Genomic DNA, 17,837 nt, shown 5'->3' on the forward strand with positions numbered 1-17,837 from the left:
TAAATGAAAATTCAAGTTGTTGTGGGAAGTGTTCGTGAAGGTCGTACTGCAATTAAAATTGCACGTTGGATTCAAAAAAGCATCGAATCTTATGATTTTTCGACTGTAGAAGTTGAACTTGTCGATTTAAAAGAATGGGATTTACCTATTTTTGCAGGTGCACACCCTCCAATGACCGGCATTTATGACCAACCTAAACAACAAATTTGGGCAGATAAAATTGCACAAGGCGATGCTTTTGTTTTCATTAGCCCTGAATATAACCATGGTTACAGCCCTGCACTTAAAAATGCCTTAGATTATCTAGGTAAAGAGTGGGCAGGAAAACCTGCTGCATACGTAAGTTATGGCGGTTCAAATGGCTCTCGTTCTATTGATCAAATTCGTCAAGTTGCAACGCAACTAGGTTTAGTCGATAGCAATGCAGTTATAGAAATTCGTGATATTTTTGCACGTAATCAAACTGAAGAATTTGAACCAAATACTTTTGATGAGCGAGCGCTAAAAGCTGCATTTGATAAATTAGTTCAATATGTTAGCGCATAATTTGTATTATTTTTAAGCATAATCGTACGTTTATGCTTACATGGTTTGATGAGATTTGTCGCTATTCAGGCTTATTTTTTCAAGCTATATTTAAATCATCAGGAAGCAGGAAGTTTCCCAAACAAAAAACTAAAATAATAAGTTTGAGCATCAGGACGTGAGGTACGACAGGAGTTATACCTAGAACACGAAATACAAAGAAACCCCAACAGGATGTTGGGGTTTCTTTTTTTATATCTATAATTTTTGAGCTTTTAAATAATCTACAATTTCAGTATTTCCAGCCATTTCTGCAAGCTCTAAAGCGGTATATTGCCCTTTATAAGCAATATCTACACCTTTATTGACTAGAAGCATCACAACATCTAAATAGCCATTTTCTGCGGCAGCTTGTAATGCGCTATAACCATCATCATCTGTTGTATTTACATCGGAACCATTTGCTAAGCTTTTTTCAACCTCAGCTAATTCACCAAGTGAAGCCCAATACACAAGTTCAGGAAGATGTAGTTCTTCATCATCTTCAGGAATTGGGGAAAATGAGTTAAGTTTCATAAAAATATCATCCTATTTAAACCGATTTTATCGTCTATAAATATCTAAATATATTGATTAAATAGACCTTTAATTTTCTATTAAAAAATACATCTTTTCTATTCATGTCTTATTTCACAACAACACATGAACGCTTATATTTAGCTTGATACAAATGCTGATCTGCAGTTTTCATGAGCATTTCAATATTAGAATAAGTGTTTTCACTATCAAGAACTGCACCACCAATACTTAAACTCACAACTTGCTTTTCATCTACACGATATAAATGCTCTAACTCTAAATCAATTACTGCATTTAGGCATTGATTTGCAAATTCTCTAGCCATTTCTATATTCATATCGTCGATAAGAATAGCAAATTCTTCTCCGCCATACCGTGCGATAAATCCATTTTTTGGAAGCTCTTTTCTTAAAGTTTCAACTAACTTTTTAAGAACGTCATCGCCTTTTAAGTGCCCATAGCCATCATTATATTTTTTAAAGTAATCGACATCTAACATGAAAAATGCAAAATTTTTATGTTCCTTAGTAGCACGTTCAAATCTTTTCTGGATTTCATTATTTAATGCATAACGGTTAAAAGCACCAGTTAAGGCATCTAATTGAACCTGTAATTGTAATTTATTATTTAACTCAACGACTGTTCGGGTACGCTCTATAACTTTTTGATCTAATGTACGGTTGAGCTTAATTAACTGTTGGTTATATAAAATAACATTATCACTTTGAATTGCATAATCTCGGCTCAGCTGTAAAGTGACTAAAATAAAATAAAGACATGATGTATAAAATGCAATTTCAACAGAGTGAATGACATTCAAACCCAATAAATAATCGTGAATAAAAGTACAACAGACAATAAAAATAGCAAATGCATTTACTTTTGAAAATTTAATATTATCTCGATATAACAGGTAAATACCGTGCAACATATTCAAAAATAATAAAATAGACAGTGAAAAAGATTTAAAAAATAAATTTTGAAATATAATTGGCTGTTGGGTCAGTGTAACTAAAATATTTAAACCTATAACCAATGTAAGCAATTGATAAACGAACCGGTTTACAAAATTTGGCAATGCTAAACGTAAATAAGTGAGAAAAAAAAACACACTAATTCAGTTAAAAAATACTCTAATCTAGTTCCTAAAACCCAATTAATAGACGTGAATAGAGTGTAGGTGAAAGGAACTGCAAAAAAGCTCCTTAAACTAAGGCACAATATAAACAACCCTAAATACAGTAAATTTAATACCTGTTGCCCTCTCGACAAACGATATATCGAAAATAAAATCATAAACAAAGCAATCATAATGAGCATGCCACTCACCCAGATTGTTAAAATCATATTTTTATAAAAATCTTTTCTTATTTGACGATCATACCCAATGTAAATTGGATTTTCTAAACCACCTCGTATCTGCTGATAACTTGAAAATACAATTTCAACTTCAATGTTTTTTGATGCTGATACAAAATTTATAAGCTTCGGTGACATCACTGTTTGATGTTGCTGACGGTCACCAACTGTACCAATTTCAACCATTAGCTTATGATCAATATAAAGCCGATATGCACCATATTGATAAGGTATTTCTAATGCCAATACCTGATTTACCGCATGATCTGGAATTGAGAATTGCTTTTTAAAAACACCGTGATCACTCACTTGACCTGTGATATTTAAAAATGAAGCGGGTAAATTTACAGAAATAGGTTTCTCTTTTAAAGTTCCCGTCAGACTTAATTGCTTTGGATAATACTCCCAACTTCCAGCCAAGGTCGTAGAATTTTTAGCATCAAAATTCAATATATGCACTTCTGCAAAAGTAACTGTGCTCACACATAATATGTATAAACTTAAAAGATACTTTATGAGCCTAAAAAACATATTGTCGAATTTCATATCAAATTTCGAATAGATTTTAACACTTGTCATGAACAAATATTTTTTATCCTGCATTCCATTCATCAAAAAAAACATCCCTTTAAATAAAGAGATGTTTTTTAATACAAATAAATGAAAAATTATGCTTTAACCGGAACTGCTTCAATCACTTCAATTTTTGCAGGTTCATCATCATGCATAATTAATGCAACAGCAATTGCCGTGATTAATACAGGTAAACCTACAGCTATAAAATTAAAATGAGCAGGTAAACTCATACCAAGTAATGCACCAATTAAAATTGGACCTACAATTGCCCCCATACGCCCAATTGCCGATGACCAACCAATTCCTGTTGAACGTACTGCAAGTGGATAATACTGAGCCACATAGCTATATAGAAGCATTTGTGAGCCAATTGAAGCGGCACCTGCTAAGAATACTAAAATATAAAGTAAGATTTGATTAGATTGGAAACCCATTAAACTCATTACAATCGCCCCCATAATGCCCAAAAACATCAATACAGGCTTTAAATGAAAACGATCTGCTAAAATTCCACCACCCACAATGCCAACAACAGCGCCAACATTCATTACTAGCATGAACATCAAACTATTATCCATTGAATAACCAGCAGCCATCATAAGCTTAGGCAACCAACTGCTTAATGCATACATTGTTAATAAGCAGCTAAAAAATGCCAACCAAAATAATAAAGTGTTTTTAGCGCGACCACGTCTAAATAAGCTTGCAACATTCGCAGCTTCAGGTACATCAACCTGATGTAATTCAAATGTTGTGTCTTCTTTTACTGTCACCTTAGGTGCCAATTTACGCACAATTTGACGTGCTTGTGCCTGTTTGCCTTCTTTCACAATAAAAGTTAAAGATTCTGGAAGGAATTTCCAAATTATAGGGAGTAAAAATAATGGAATCCCTGCAATAAAGAACATAATTTCCCAACCAAAACTTGGTGTAAACCATGACCCCAATAGTGCAGCCATCACACCACCTACAGCATAACCACTAAACATAGTGGTCACTAAGGTACTACGCATTTTTTGGGGTGCATATTCAGAAGTTAATGCAACTAGATTTGGCATAACTCCACCAATGCCTAAACCCGCCAAGAAACGTAAAATAGCAAACTCTGTAGGATTCGATGCAAATCCACCTGCAAAAGTTAGACCACTAAAAAGTACAATACAAATCATGATGACTTTTTTACGACCAATTTTGTCTGCTAATGAGCCAAAAATCATTGCACCAAACATCATACCAGCTAAAGCAGTACTCGCTAACATACCTGCTTGCACTGCACTTAATCCCCAATCATCCATTAATAATGGTAAAACCACACCGTTAATTGCTAAATCATAGCCATCAAAAAGAATAATAAGTAAGCACCACGCGACAACCCTAAAATGAAATGGAGTAAATTTTGCGTGATCAATAATTTGATTAACGTTTAATACTTGATGAGTCATTCCTTACTTCCTGTAAGTTCAGTGTTTCAATTAATCCAATAGCAGTCCATACAGAGAAGCATTTTATTTTTATATATCTATCAACCACACTTTGCTATTGGGAGAGAAACTATAATTTTTACATAAAATCAATAATAAACAATTGAACCATAGTCTAAAAAAACCTTTAAAAATATATATTTAATTCATTATTTAAATAAAGAGGTCACATATTTATTAGAATATAACGATGAATATTTATACTTTTATTAAGATATCTCCTCTCAATATTCATAATTCCATTAACATCTCTTATTTTTTAAATTTCTAATTTTATATGCATAAAAAAACACCCCCTGTCATAAGACAGGGGGTGTTTTAGAATTAATGAGCTGGCGATGACTTACTCTCACATGGGTAACCCCACACTACCATCAGCGCTAAGAGGTTTCACTTCTGAGTTCGGGAAGGGATCAGGTGGTTCACTCTTGCTATTGTCGCCAGCACAACTGTTTATGCTTACTCGCTATGGTCTTAATTGCTTTCGCATGCCTAGCTTTCGTCAAATGAGTTATTAACAGATATTTGAGTTAAAGTTTAAGTTCTAGCGTTCACTAAATCAAGCATTTTGCTTTGAAATCTTTCGAAACAACAACTGTTTGGGTGTTGTATAGTCAAGCCTCACGAGCAATTAGTATTGGTCAGCTTCATGCATCACTGCACTTCCACATCCAACCTATCAACGTCGTAGTCTTCAACGGCTCTTTAGAGGACATAAAGTCCTTGGGAAATCTTATCTTGAGGTAGGCTTCCCGCTTAGATGCTTTCAGCGGTTATCCCTTCCGAACATAGCTACCCGGCGATGCGACTGGCGTCACAACCGGTACACCAGAGGTTCGTCCACTCTGGTCCTCTCGTACTAGGAGCAGATCCTCTCAAATTTCCAACGCCCACGGTAGATAGGGACCGAACTGTCTCACGACGTTCTAAACCCAGCTCGCGTACCTCTTTAAATGGCGAACAGCCATACCCTTGGGACCTGCTTCAGCCCCAGGATGAGATGAGCCGACATCGAGGTGCCAAACACCGCCGTCGATATGAACTCTTGGGCGGTATCAGCCTGTTATCCCCAGAGTACCTTTTATCCGTTGAGCGATGGCCCTTCCATACAGAACCACCGGATCACTAAGACCTACTTTCGTACCTGCTCGACTTGTGGGTCTCGCAGTTAAGCGCGCTTTTGCCTTTATACTCTACGCGTGATTTCCGACCACGCTGAGCGCACCTTCGTACTCCTCCGTTACTCTTTAGGAGGAGACCGCCCCAGTCAAACTACCCACCAGACATGGTCCTCGCTCCAGATTATGGAGCAGAGTTAGAACCTCAATATTACCAGGGTGGTATTTCAAGATTGGCTCCATCGCAACTAGCGTCACGACTTCAAAGCCTCCCACCTATCCTACACAAGTAAGATCAAAGTTCAATGTCAAGCTGCAGTAAAGGTTCACGGGGTCTTTCCGTCTAGCCGCGGGTACACCGCATCTTCACGGCGAATTCGATTTCACTGAGTCTCTGCTGGAGACAGCGCCCCCATCATTATGCCATTCGTGCAGGTCGGAACTTACCCGACAAGGAATTTCGCTACCTTAGGACCGTTATAGTTACGGCCGCCGTTTACTGGGGCTTCGATCAAGAGCTTCGCTTACGCTAACCCCATCAATTAACCTTCCAGCACCGGGCAGGCATCACACCCTATACGTCCACTTTCGTGTTTGCAGAGTGCTATGTTTTTAATAAACAGTTGCAGGGGCCTGGTTTCTGTGGCTGTCAACCGCTCAGGAAGTAAATTCCGTCACCGTCGACAGCGTACCTTCTCCCGAAGTTACGGTACCATTTTGCCTAGTTCCTTCAGCAGAGTTCTCTCAAGCGCTTTGGTCTACTCGACCTGACCACCTGTGTCGGTTTCGGGTACGATTCCTGTGTAACTGAAGCTTAGAGACTTTTCCTGGAAGTATAGTATCAGCCACTTCGCTAATAAATTAGCTTGCTATCAGTTCTCAGCATAGAGTACCCCGGATTTGCCTAAGATACATGCCTACAACCTTTCACCTGGACAACCAACGCCAGGCTGACTTAACTTTCTCCGTCCTCTCATCGCATTACACAGAAGTATTGGAATATTAACCAATTTCCCATCGACTACGCCTCTCGGCCTCGCCTTAGGGGTCGACTCACCCAGCCCCGATTAACGTTGGACTGGAACCCTTGGTCTTTCAGCGAGCGAGTTTTTCACTCGCTTTGTCGTTACTCACGTCAGCATTCGCACTTCTGATACCTCCAGCATACTTCTCAATACACCTTCATCGGCTTACAGAACGCTCCCCTACCACTTGCAATAAATTGCAAATCCGCAGCTTCGGCATGTAGTTTTAGCCCCGTTACATCTTCCGCGCAGGCCGACTCGACTAGTGAGCTATTACGCTTTCTTTAAAGGGTGGCTGCTTCTAAGCCAACCTCCTAGCTGTCTATGCCTTCCCACATCGTTTCCCACTTAACTACAATTTTGGGGCCTTAGCTGGCGGTCTGGATTGTTTTCCTCTTGACTACGGACGTTAGCACCCGCAGTCTGTCTCCCGGATAGTACTCATTGGTATTCGGAGTTTGCATCGGTTTGGTAAGTCGGGATGACCCCCTAGCCGAAACAGTGCTCTACCCCCAATGGTATTCGTCCGAGGCGCTACCTAAATAGCTTTCGGGGAGAACCAGCTATCACCAAGTTTGATTAGCCTTTCACCCCTATCCACAAGTCATCCCCTGGCTTTTCAACGACAGTGGGTTCGGTCCTCCAGTTAGTGTTACCCAACCTTCAACCTGCTCATGGATAGATCACCTGGTTTCGGGTCTATGCCCAGCAACTAATTCGCCCTATTAAGACTCGATTTCTCTACGGCTCCCCTATTCGGTTAACCTCGCTACTGAACATAAGTCGCTGACCCATTATACAAAAGGTACGCAGTCACCGGACGCAATGCCGGCTCCCACTGCTTGTATGCATGCGGTTTCAGGATCTATTTCACTCCCCTCACAGGGGTTCTTTTCGCCTTTCCCTCACGGTACTGGTTCACTATCGGTCAGTCAGGAGTATTTAGCCTTGGAGGATGGTCCCCCCATATTCAGACAAGGTTTCACGTGCCCCGCCCTACTCGTCATCATCATATAAGCCCTTTCGTGTACAGGACTATCACCTACTACGGTCGCACTTCCCAGAGCGTTCCACTAAAGCTTATATGACTTAATGGGCTGTTCCCCGTTCGCTCGCCGCTACTGAGGGAATCTCAATTGATTTCTTTTCCTAAGGGTACTGAGATGTTTCACTTCCCCTCGTTCGCCTCATACACCTATGTATTCAGTGTATGATACCTAGCTTATGCTAAGTGGGTTTCCCCATTCAGAAATCTCCGGATCACAGGATATTTGCCGCCTCCCCGGAGCTTATCGCAGGCTATTACGTCTTTCATCGCCTCTGACTGCCAAGGCATCCACCACATGCACTTAATTACTTGACTATACAACCCCAAACAGTCGTTAATCCCTACAAGGAGGATAACAACAGATTGTGTCTTTCAACACACTCATACAGTTTGTTGTCCGTAGATTTAACTACAGTACAGCTTCTATTAGATTCATATACCAAAACGCTTGATTCAGTTAATCGCTAGTTTCTCAGTTCTTCATTTCACTCAACAGTAACAAGTTACTGCTAAATTCAATTCAGTTCTGAGCCTTAAACAATTTATTTCAACTCAAATTAATCTGTTAATGATTGCTCTAGCCTTCGTCAGGTCTAGAAACTGTGATAAATCACAGAGATTACCAAGTCCGCGTATATTAACGCTTATACTTGTTAATCTCTATAAGCTATCTAGCTGTTTGTATGTTTCTTAGCTCATCTTACATTCATTTGACTACCAAGTAGTCAATGATGTGATGGTGGAGACTAGGAGAGTCGAACTCCTGACCTCCTGCGTGCAAAGCAGGCGCTCTACCAACTAAGCTAAGTCCCCAGCTTATCATTAGATTCAATGTATCTTTGCTTTCTGTTTGCTCAGTACTCTCATACTGCGTTAGTCAGATTTGGTGGGTCTGACAAGACTTGAACTTGTGACCCCACGCTTATCAAGCGTGTGCTCTAACCAACTGAGCTACAGACCCTCAGATACATCTTCATGAAGAACAACTTGTTGTGGATTCTTACCAATCGTCAATCTTTCGTTAAGGAGGTGATCCAGCCGCAGGTTCCCCTACGGCTACCTTGTTACGACTTCACCCCAGTCGTCGGCCACACCGTGGTAAGCGTCCTCCTTACGGTTAGACTACCTACTTCTGGTGCAACAAACTCCCATGGTGTGACGGGCGGTGTGTACAAGGCCCGGGAACGTATTCACCGCGGCATTCTGATCCGCGATTACTAGCGATTCCGACTTCACGCAGTCGAGTTGCAGACTGCGATCCGGACTACGATCGGCTTTTTGAGATTAGCATCCTCTCGCGAGGTAGCAACCCTTTGTACCGACCATTGTAGCACGTGTGTAGCCCTGGTCGTAAGGGCCATGATGACTTGACGTCGTCCCCGCCTTCCTCCAGTTTGTCACTGGCAGTATCCTTAAAGTTCCCACCCGAAGTGCTGGCAAATAAGGAAAAGGGTTGCGCTCGTTGCGGGACTTAACCCAACATCTCACGACACGAGCTGACGACAGCCATGCAGCACCTGTATGTAAGCTCCCGAAGGCACCAATCCATCTCTGGAAAGTTCTTACTATGTCAAGACCAGGTAAGGTTCTTCGCGTTGCATCGAATTAAACCACATGCTCCACCGCTTGTGCGGGCCCCCGTCAATTCATTTGAGTTTTAGTCTTGCGACCGTACTCCCCAGGCGGTCTACTTATCGCGTTAGCTGCGCCACTAAAGTCTCAAAGACCCCAACGGCTAGTAGACATCGTTTACGGCATGGACTACCAGGGTATCTAATCCTGTTTGCTCCCCATGCTTTCGTGCCTCAGTGTCAGTATTAGGCCAGATGGCTGCCTTCGCCATCGGTATTCCTCCAGATCTCTACGCATTTCACCGCTACACCTGGAATTCTACCATCCTCTCCCATACTCTAGTCTCCCAGTATCGAATGCAATTCCTAAGTTAAGCTCAGGGATTTCACATCCGACTTAAAAGACCACCTACGCACGCTTTACGCCCAGTAAATCCGATTAACGCTCGCACCCTCTGTATTACCGCGGCTGCTGGCACAGAGTTAGCCGGTGCTTATTCTGCGAGTAACGTCCACTATCCTAGAGTATTAATCTAAGTAGCCTCCTCCTCGCTTAAAGTGCTTTACAACCAAAAGGCCTTCTTCACACACGCGGCATGGCTGGATCAGGGTTCCCCCCATTGTCCAATATTCCCCACTGCTGCCTCCCGTAGGAGTCTGGGCCGTGTCTCAGTCCCAGTGTGGCGGATCATCCTCTCAGACCCGCTACAGATCGTCGCCTTGGTAGGCCTTTACCCCACCAACTAGCTAATCTGACTTAGGCTCATCTATTAGCGCAAGGTCCGAAGATCCCCTGCTTTCCCCCGTAGGGCGTATGCGGTATTAGCAGCCGTTTCCAACTGTTGTCCCCCACTAATAGGCAGATTCCTAAGCATTACTCACCCGTCCGCCGCTAAGTTAGGTAGCAAGCTACCTTTCCCCGCTCGACTTGCATGTGTTAAGCCTGCCGCCAGCGTTCAATCTGAGCCATGATCAAACTCTTCAGTTTAATATTGCTTAGTGCCTTAAAGGGCACCAATCTTGGCTCATCAATTTTCTGACAAATATTTCTCAAATAAACTTCGAGTAATTTCTACCATTCAATCAATGAAAATAATTTCGATCGATCAACCAGTAAAAATCCACACAAGTTGTTCTTCATAATCTCTTAATGATCTTTCTAACACCTCGTCAGTGCTAGAAGCTGGACTCAATATACTCAACAACTCAGCACTTCGTGCTTCGTTCGTTTCCGTCTATCTCGTCGGTATGGGCTCATTATAGGGCAATTTCTTACACGTGCAAGCGCTTTTAACGTCTTGTTTTAACGAGTGTTGTATTTTTATGCACTATTTTGATGCAAAAGCACACAAAAACACACCCAACCCATTAATATTCCACATAAATATGTATTTTTAATTAAAATACATATTTATATTCATTTTTTAATTCGTTGATGCTTTTATCTTCATATTGATAATTTCTACTACATTTTTAGGAACATCTTGATGAGAACCTACATTTCCCGTAGGTACTTTTGCAATCTTATCGACAATATCCATTCCTTTAGTGACTTTACCAAACACAGCATAACCTGCATTTCTTTGACTTTTATTTAAGAAGTTATTGTCATCCAAATTAATAAAGAACTGACTTGATGCAGAATCAGGATCATTCATACGCGCCATAGCTAAAGTACCTCGCGTATTCAACACCCCATTACTCGATTCATTTGTAATTGGTGCTTGTGTTGTTTTCTCTGTCATATCTTTGTTCATACCGCCACCCTGAATCATAAACCCTGGAATGACGCGGTGGAAAATAGTGCCATTATAAAATTCACTTTTTATATAGCGACTAAAGTTTTCTACTGAAATAGGTGCTTTGTCATTAAACAGTTCTATTTCAACAAGACCTAAAGAGGTTTTCATTTCTACAGTTGTGTTCGCAGCAATGACGCTCCAACTAGCCAAACTCAACGTTGTTGCCAAAATTATTTGCTTTAACATTTCGTACCTTTATATTTAGACGGACATTTCATACAGCGTATATTATTCGCTCACGACGATTAAATCTTTATTCTTTGCTTAACTTTTCTAAATATAACGGCATGACTACACAAACGCACATATAGTTAGTTATTACATCTATATGTATTTTCGACTCGTTTCACGTGGAACATTTTTTATTCAATTCTTTAGTTAGTGTTGTTTATCCCAAAACCTTCTAAAATTCTTTGCAATTTCTATTGTGATTTTTTTAGCGCGCTTGGAAACAAAAGTTAAATTAATAAAGCCATGCGTTTGATCAGAATAGTTTGTATATAAAATCTTTACACCTTGTTGTCTAATTTTATGCGCGTAGATTTCCGCTTCATCATGCAAGACATCATGCCCTGCTGTTAATATATAGGCAGGTGCTAATTTCTTTAAATCTCCATTTGTTGGAGAAACCAAAGGATCATCCAAATCAACATCATGTTGCTTTGCATAAAACTCAACAACATTTTCAATATCAGACTCAGTCAAAATCAGTCCGTCTTTATAAGCAAAGAAAGATGGATGACGACTTTTTAAATCTACAGTTGGATAAATAAGAAGTTGTGCTTCTGGTGCATATGCTTTCATTTTCGTACGCTGTGCAACAACTGTTGCTATGTTTCCGCCGGCACTATCTCCCGCAACCGCAATTCTATTTTTTAATATTTTGAAATGACGTCTATTTTGATAGACCCAAGCTAAAGCATCTTCACAACATTGAATAATTTGAGCTGGGTTTGTTTCTGGTGCAAGTGGATAATTGATACTTAATACTTGAACCTTTGCATGAATTGCCAATAGACGACATGCTTCATCATGCGTATCAATACTACCAACAACAAAACCGCCACCATGATAGAACACCATCATAGGTAATTTTTTATGTGGTGCAGGATGATAATGTCTAGCCTGAATTGTTCCACTGATTAAAGGTAGACGCATATTCTCTACACGCTTCACAAATGTCGGTTTTATACCAATTAAACACATCTGAGATTCGAAAGCTTTTCTTGAAGCTTCAACATCTGTACCAATAAAGCCAGCTTTTCCCTGTTTGAGTTGTGCCGCCATCATACATTTTATAAAAGGATCAAGATCTGGATAGTGATATGGATAAGATAAAACGTTCACTAATGCATTTTGAATAATACGAGGAGTCCGATCCAACAATCGTGCTGCTGTTCCTTGTCTTTTTTCTATTTTTTCTCTTATTAGCGAATGAATACGCACAGTTCCTACCTTTTTTAAAACCCAACTTTCTCTCTATTTATATCATCTACACTTCAGCTTAAACATCTTATATATAGTCATAGCAAAAAAATGAGGCCTTACACTCATTGAAATAAAACCATAAAAACGATGCAATTAGAAACTAGAATAAAATAAACCCGAAGATATAGGCTATCTTCGGGTTTATTTTTGGGAGAGATCAACTTTAATAACACTTCTTTTTGTTTCTCAACAAGAAAGCGGTTAAAAATGATCAAGGGTATAAAAAAAAGGCCCACCCATAGGACGGATAAGCCTTAAAACTTAAAAAGTAAATAAAAAGAAGAAACATACAGCGTTATGAATCTGAACAAATAATATTCAATTCAAACTATAAAGAGAAATACAAAATTAATTCAATACTAATAGTTTTTATATCTAAGTTGATTTTAACAAAAAAAGCTGAGTCTTGGAGAAGGCTCAGCCAAAAGAGTAATCGAGTATACTGCAACAATTGTATTTAGCTCTCTCCTCAAAATACAATTGCTGCGTATAAGAGAAATAATATCGATGAAATTCTATTTCGTAAAAACGATATATTTCATTGTGCTTATCACATATTGCGATAGTTAATTTTAAGTTTTAAGCGCTATGCTTAAGGCCATTTAATTTCGCCTTTTACAACTTTAGCACCAAGCTCAAGATTAGAATCACCTGCCAATTCAGGATATTTCTGTTTCATTTGCTCAGTTAATTCAGCTGAATTTTTTGTCGCTTTAACAGCTTTTTCATATTGAGCTAAATAGTTTAATGAAAAGTTCACTGCTGCTAAATTTTGTGGTGCATTTACAGATGTATGCGCAGGTACAACAATTTCAGGATTTAGCTTCTTAATATCTTTTAAAGTAGATACAACAGTATCACGATCTTGTTTTGTTGCTGAATCTGCCATCCATAAATGAGAGCCTGAAGTTACAGGAATTCCGCCTACTACAGCTTTAACTTGTGGAATCCATAAATAAGTCAGTTCATTTTTGCCTTTAATTTCAATATTTGAATCTTCAAGCTTTAATGTTTTAGATGTATAAGCTTCTGGAACAATAATATTGCTTGGTGCATTAGCACCCATTTGTGGTCCCCAATAATCCATTTTCAATTTATATGTAGATTGAATATGTTTTACCGTTTCAGGTGTAGCAACAATTTGAGCATTCGGGAAATATGTTTTAAAAACATCTAAAGCAAAATAAAAACCTGGATCGCCATAACTTACGAAAATTGTTTTTAGGTTTTTACCTGAATCTAAGATATCAGCAGCAATACGTAATGCTTCAGATTTTGAGAATTGAGCATTCACCAAAATTGCGTCTTTATCGCCTTCAATTAGTGTTGAAGTCACACCAAAATGTTCGGGTGCTGCAATATAGTTTTTAATTTTTAAATCTTGCGCCATCGCAGTATGAATGCCAAGTGCTAATGTAGTTAAAGCAATTGCTGTTGTTTTTAAAACTTTCATTTTTGTTTGTCTCTAAATTTAATAAGTACACTTTAAATTGCAAATCAAGATGAATAAACACCCATTTTTAAGATAAACTGTTGCATAAATTGCAACAATCATAAAAATATGGATACTTTAAAAGCAATACAAGTTTTTGTTTGCATTGAAAAAAATGGCAGCCTTACTAAGGCAGCAGACCAACTTGGTTATTCTCGTGCAATGGTTTCAAGATATTTAGAGCATTTAGAAAATCATTTTTCTACACGTTTATTACACCGTAACACACGTAATATTTCTTTAACGAGTGCAGGCGAAAAAGCCATACTCTATTGTCAAAATATTCTTCAACAACAGCAATTACTCAAAGAACTATCTGTAGAAGAACAATACACAGGTACAATTCGTTTAACATGTGGCTTATTTATACTGCAAAATGGATTGGCTAAAGCCATTCAAGAGTTTCAGCAAAAATACACACATATTCGATTTGATATCTTAATTACCGAAGAAACCCTAGATTTAGTTGAATCTCAAATTGACTTGGCTTTTCGCATTACCACAAAAGTGGCTGATGGATTAATTTCCCGTCCTTTAGATCGGGTAGATTCAGTTCTTTGCGCACATGCTGATTATTTGGCAACATCAAGTGAAATCGTTCATCCAGATCAACTCCTACAACATGCATGTATTACCCATCACAGCATGCAAAATACGTGGAGTCTATCTACTCATCAACAACAACCACAAAACTACCCCATTCGAATTGTCGCTCAAAGTAACGATGCTCATGCTTTACATGAAATGTGTTTGAATAAAATGGGGATTGCGATGCTTCCTAAAGTAATGGTTGAAAGAGATTTGAAAGATGAAACATTAATTCCTGTTTTAAATCATTATGAACCCCCTCAATTAGCACTTTCTGTGGTTTATTCTTCTCGACGTCATTTACCTAAAAAAACGCAGGAATTCATTGCTTTTGTCATGGATTATTTAAAAAAATAAACCCAAGATAAAAAATTAAATAAATTTAATTATTCATATCGCTTGAATTTTTCTAGCTCGCCCCGATTTCTTTATTAATCATGACATTTAGCAAAGGCATGGCAGTTCAGCATTAACACAGTTAGCACTGATGCCTAAAAGGGCTGTACATGTTTAAGAACCCATTTAAACGGAGTAAATCAATGGCGACTGAGCAAAATCAAGAAGCTCAAGATCTTCAACAAGAGCAAGCAGAACAGCTAACTCAAGCTGAAAATGAGCAAGCTGAAGTTTCAGTTGAAGATTTACAAGAGCAAATTAAAACATTAGCTGAAAACTTAAAGCTTGAAAAAGCACGCACTGCAAACGCGGTGTATGAAGCTCAAAAAAGCGTAGAACGTATTCAACGTGAATCTGAAAAGCATAAAGATACTGTGCTTGAGAAATTCGCTAAAGAATTATTAGATTCAGTAGATAACTTAGAGCGCGCTATTGCTGCTGCAGGCGATGAAAAATCTGGTTTATCTGAAGGTGTAGAACTGACGCTTAAATCACTTCTTAACACTTTAGAAAAATTTGGTGTTGTTGTTGTCGATACAGCAAATGGCTTCAATGCAGATTTACATCAAGCCGTAGGTATTGCACCTGAAGCGAAAGCAAATGAAATTGGCACAGTATTGCAAAAGGGCTACACATTAAAAGGTCGTTTATTACGCCCTGCGATGGTACTCGTTGGCGCATAAAGCCTACAAATTCGAGAGTTTTTGATTTTTTTTGAAAAAAATACTTGAAAAAAATTGAACGGCTCTCATATCGGATAACAAATGAATCCCTTTTAATTTCCCTTTGATAAAGGGAAAGATTTGGGAATAAAAGAATTTTAGAGGAAACATCCAAATGGCTAAAATCATTGGTATTGACTTAGGTACTACAAACTCTTGCGTAGCAGTACTTGAAGGCGACACAGTTAAAGTAATTGAAAATGCTGAAGGCGCGCGTACAACTCCATCTATTATTGCGTATAAAGATGGCGAGATTCTTGTAGGTCAATCTGCTAAACGTCAAGCAGTGACTAACCCTAAAAACACATTATTCGCGATCAAACGTCTGATCGGTCGTAAGTACCAAGACCAAGCGGTTCAAAAAGATATCGGTCTTGTTCCTTACAAAATCATCAAAGCAGACAATGGTGATGCTTGGGTTGATGTAAACGATAAAAAATTAGCGCCACAACAAATCTCTGCTGAAATCTTGAAAAAGATGAAGAAAACAGCTGAAGATTACCTAGGCGAAACAGTAACTGAAGCAGTAATTACTGTTCCTGCTTACTTCAACGATGCTCAGCGTCAAGCAACTAAAGATGCAGGTAAAATTGCAGGTTTAGAAGTTAAACGTATCATCAACGAACCAACTGCTGCTGCACTTGCGTTTGGTATGGACAAAAAAGAAGGCGATCGTAAAATCGCGGTTTACGACTTGGGTGGTGGTACTTTCGACGTATCAATCATTGAAATCGCGGACCTTGATGGCGACCAACAAATTGAAGTGTTGTCTACAAACGGTGATACATTCCTTGGCGGTGAAGATTTTGATAACGCTTTAATTGAATTCCTTGTTGAAGAATTTAAGAAAGAGCAAAGCGTTAACTTGAAACAAGATCCGCTTGCACTTCAACGTTTAAAAGAAGCTGCTGAAAAAGCGAAAATCGAACTTTCTTCTTCAAATGCAACTGAAATTAACCTTCCATACATCACTGCAGATGCAACTGGTCCTAAACACTTAGTGATCAACGTTACACGTGCAAAACTTGAAGGTTTAGTTGCTGATTTAGTTGCTCGTACAATTGAGCCTTGCCGTATTGCGCTTAAAGATGCTGGTCTTTCGACTTCTGACATCTCTGACGTAATTTTGGTTGGTGGTCAATCACGTATGCCAATGGTTCAACAACAAGTTCAAGAATTCTTCGGTAAAGAGCCACGTAAAGACGTGAACCCTGACGAAGCTGTAGCAATGGGTGCTGCGATTCAAGGTGCTGTACTTTCAGGTGACAAAACTGACGTACTTCTTCTTGACGTTACTCCGCTTACACTTGGTATCGAAACAATGGGTGGTGTGTTAACTGCAATTATTGAGAAAAACACGACGATTCCTGCGAAGAAATCTCAAGTGTTCTCAACTGCTGCTGACAACCAACCTGCTGTAGACATTTCTGTGTTCCAAGGTGAACGTAAAATGGCTCAGCAAAACAAATTATTGGGTAACTTCCAATTAGGCGATATTCCACCTGCTCCACGTGGTGTGCCACAAATTGAAGTATCTTTCGACATCAACGCTGATGGTATCTTGAAAGTGTCTGCGAAAGACAAGAGCACTGGTAAAGAACAATCAATCCAAATTAAAGCAAACTCTGGTTTGAGCGATGCTGAAATTGAAGCGATGATTAAAGATGCTGAAGCGAATGCTGAAGAAGATCGTAAATTCGAAGAATTAGCAAAAGCACGTAACGAAGCTGATGCGCTTGTATCGTCTGCTCAAAAAGCAGTGAAAGATTTAGGCGAGCAAGTAACTGCAGATGAAAAAACTGCAATCGAAACTGCTGTAGCTGAACTTGAAGCTTCTACAAAAGAAAATGACGTAGAAGACATCAAAGCGAAAACTGAAGCACTTCAAAACATCATCATGCCAATTAGCCAACGTGCTTATGAAGCAACTCAAGGTCAAGGCGGTGCGGAAGGTTTCGATCCTAATGCATTCGGTGGCGATGCTACTCAAAAAGCAGACGATGGCGTTGTAGATGCTGAGTTCAAAGAAGTTAAAGACGACAAAAAATAATTTGTCACTTTAACTGA

The 17,837-nt window shown here is 39.1% G+C and carries 11 protein-coding genes, 2 tRNA genes and 3 rRNA genes; 4 read left to right on the forward strand and 12 right to left on the reverse strand.

From position 1 onward, the window contains the following. Positions 1 to 3 precede the first annotated feature (3 nt). Positions 4 to 546 carry an NADPH-dependent FMN reductase gene (locus GTK57_RS05645; RefSeq protein WP_163121833.1) on the forward strand — a complete coding sequence of 181 codons (543 nt, stop codon included), beginning with the start codon at positions 4 to 6 and terminating at the stop codon, positions 544 to 546. 237 nt (positions 547 to 783) lie between these two features. Here the strand turns inward: GTK57_RS05645 and GTK57_RS05650 are convergent, their stop codons facing one another. The 12 genes from GTK57_RS05650 to GTK57_RS05705 all read right to left on the reverse strand — a co-directional run bounded on the left by GTK57_RS05650 (position 784) and on the right by GTK57_RS05705 (position 14,025). After that, on the reverse strand, positions 784 to 1,101 hold the full coding sequence (locus tag GTK57_RS05650; protein WP_163121835.1) for an ankyrin repeat domain-containing protein: 318 nt from the start codon (positions 1,099 to 1,101) through the stop codon (positions 784 to 786). A gap of 109 nt (positions 1,102 to 1,210) precedes the next feature. Then, the gene (locus tag GTK57_RS05655; protein WP_163121837.1) at positions 1,211 to 2,035 is read right to left on the reverse strand and encodes a GGDEF domain-containing protein; all 825 of its coding nucleotides are present in this window, start codon (positions 2,033 to 2,035) and stop codon (positions 1,211 to 1,213) included. A 149-nt stretch (positions 2,036 to 2,184) separates the two neighbouring features. After that, on the reverse strand, positions 2,185 to 3,075 hold the full coding sequence (locus GTK57_RS05660; RefSeq protein ID WP_163121839.1) for a hypothetical protein: 891 nt from the start codon (positions 3,073 to 3,075) through the stop codon (positions 2,185 to 2,187). Between the two features lie 56 nt (positions 3,076 to 3,131). Then, positions 3,132 to 4,481 carry an aromatic acid/H+ symport family MFS transporter gene (locus GTK57_RS05665; protein WP_152874757.1) on the reverse strand — a complete coding sequence of 450 codons (1,350 nt, stop codon included), beginning with the start codon at positions 4,479 to 4,481 and terminating at the stop codon, positions 3,132 to 3,134. A 369-nt stretch (positions 4,482 to 4,850) separates the two neighbouring features. After that, positions 4,851 to 4,965, reverse strand: a 5S ribosomal RNA gene (rrf, locus tag GTK57_RS05670). Between the two features lie 165 nt (positions 4,966 to 5,130). Next, positions 5,131 to 8,026: ribosomal RNA gene (locus tag GTK57_RS05675) — 23S ribosomal RNA — on the reverse strand. 422 nt (positions 8,027 to 8,448) lie between these two features. Then, a tRNA-Ala gene (locus tag GTK57_RS05680) sits at positions 8,449 to 8,524 on the reverse strand. Between the two features lie 71 nt (positions 8,525 to 8,595). Beyond that, a tRNA-Ile gene (locus GTK57_RS05685) sits at positions 8,596 to 8,672 on the reverse strand. A gap of 61 nt (positions 8,673 to 8,733) precedes the next feature. Continuing rightward, positions 8,734 to 10,270: ribosomal RNA gene (locus GTK57_RS05690) — 16S ribosomal RNA — on the reverse strand. The 16S, 23S and 5S rRNA genes sit together here with 2 tRNA genes alongside, the layout of an rRNA operon. A gap of 436 nt (positions 10,271 to 10,706) precedes the next feature. Further along, positions 10,707 to 11,270: a peptidylprolyl isomerase gene (locus GTK57_RS05695; protein ID WP_152875501.1), complete on the reverse strand. Its 564-nt coding sequence runs from the start codon at positions 11,268 to 11,270 to the stop codon at positions 10,707 to 10,709. A gap of 192 nt (positions 11,271 to 11,462) precedes the next feature. Beyond that, the gene (locus GTK57_RS05700) at positions 11,463 to 12,530 is read right to left on the reverse strand and encodes an alpha/beta hydrolase (protein ID WP_163121840.1); all 1,068 of its coding nucleotides are present in this window, start codon (positions 12,528 to 12,530) and stop codon (positions 11,463 to 11,465) included. A 634-nt stretch (positions 12,531 to 13,164) separates the two neighbouring features. Then, positions 13,165 to 14,025 carry an MBL fold metallo-hydrolase gene (locus GTK57_RS05705; RefSeq protein WP_163121842.1) on the reverse strand — a complete coding sequence of 287 codons (861 nt, stop codon included), beginning with the start codon at positions 14,023 to 14,025 and terminating at the stop codon, positions 13,165 to 13,167. Positions 14,026 to 14,133: 108 nt separating this feature from the next. Here GTK57_RS05705 and GTK57_RS05710 point away from each other — a divergent pair, with 108 nt between their 5' ends. The 3 genes from GTK57_RS05710 to dnaK all read left to right on the forward strand — a co-directional run bounded on the left by GTK57_RS05710 (position 14,134) and on the right by dnaK (position 17,820). Continuing rightward, positions 14,134 to 15,009, forward strand: a complete 876-nt coding sequence (locus GTK57_RS05710) for a LysR family transcriptional regulator (protein ID WP_163121844.1) — start codon at positions 14,134 to 14,136, stop codon at positions 15,007 to 15,009. A gap of 182 nt (positions 15,010 to 15,191) precedes the next feature. Further along, on the forward strand, positions 15,192 to 15,731 hold the full coding sequence (grpE, locus tag GTK57_RS05715; RefSeq protein ID WP_152875495.1) for a nucleotide exchange factor GrpE: 540 nt from the start codon (positions 15,192 to 15,194) through the stop codon (positions 15,729 to 15,731). 154 nt (positions 15,732 to 15,885) lie between these two features. Continuing rightward, a complete protein-coding gene (gene dnaK, locus GTK57_RS05720) occupies positions 15,886 to 17,820 on the forward strand; it encodes a molecular chaperone DnaK (protein ID WP_163121846.1) in 1,935 nt (644 codons plus the stop codon). The last annotated feature ends 17 nt before the right edge of the window (positions 17,821 to 17,837 follow it).

The organism is Acinetobacter portensis, assembly GCF_010646905.1.
Taxonomy (GTDB): domain Bacteria; phylum Pseudomonadota; class Gammaproteobacteria; order Pseudomonadales; family Moraxellaceae; genus Acinetobacter; species Acinetobacter portensis.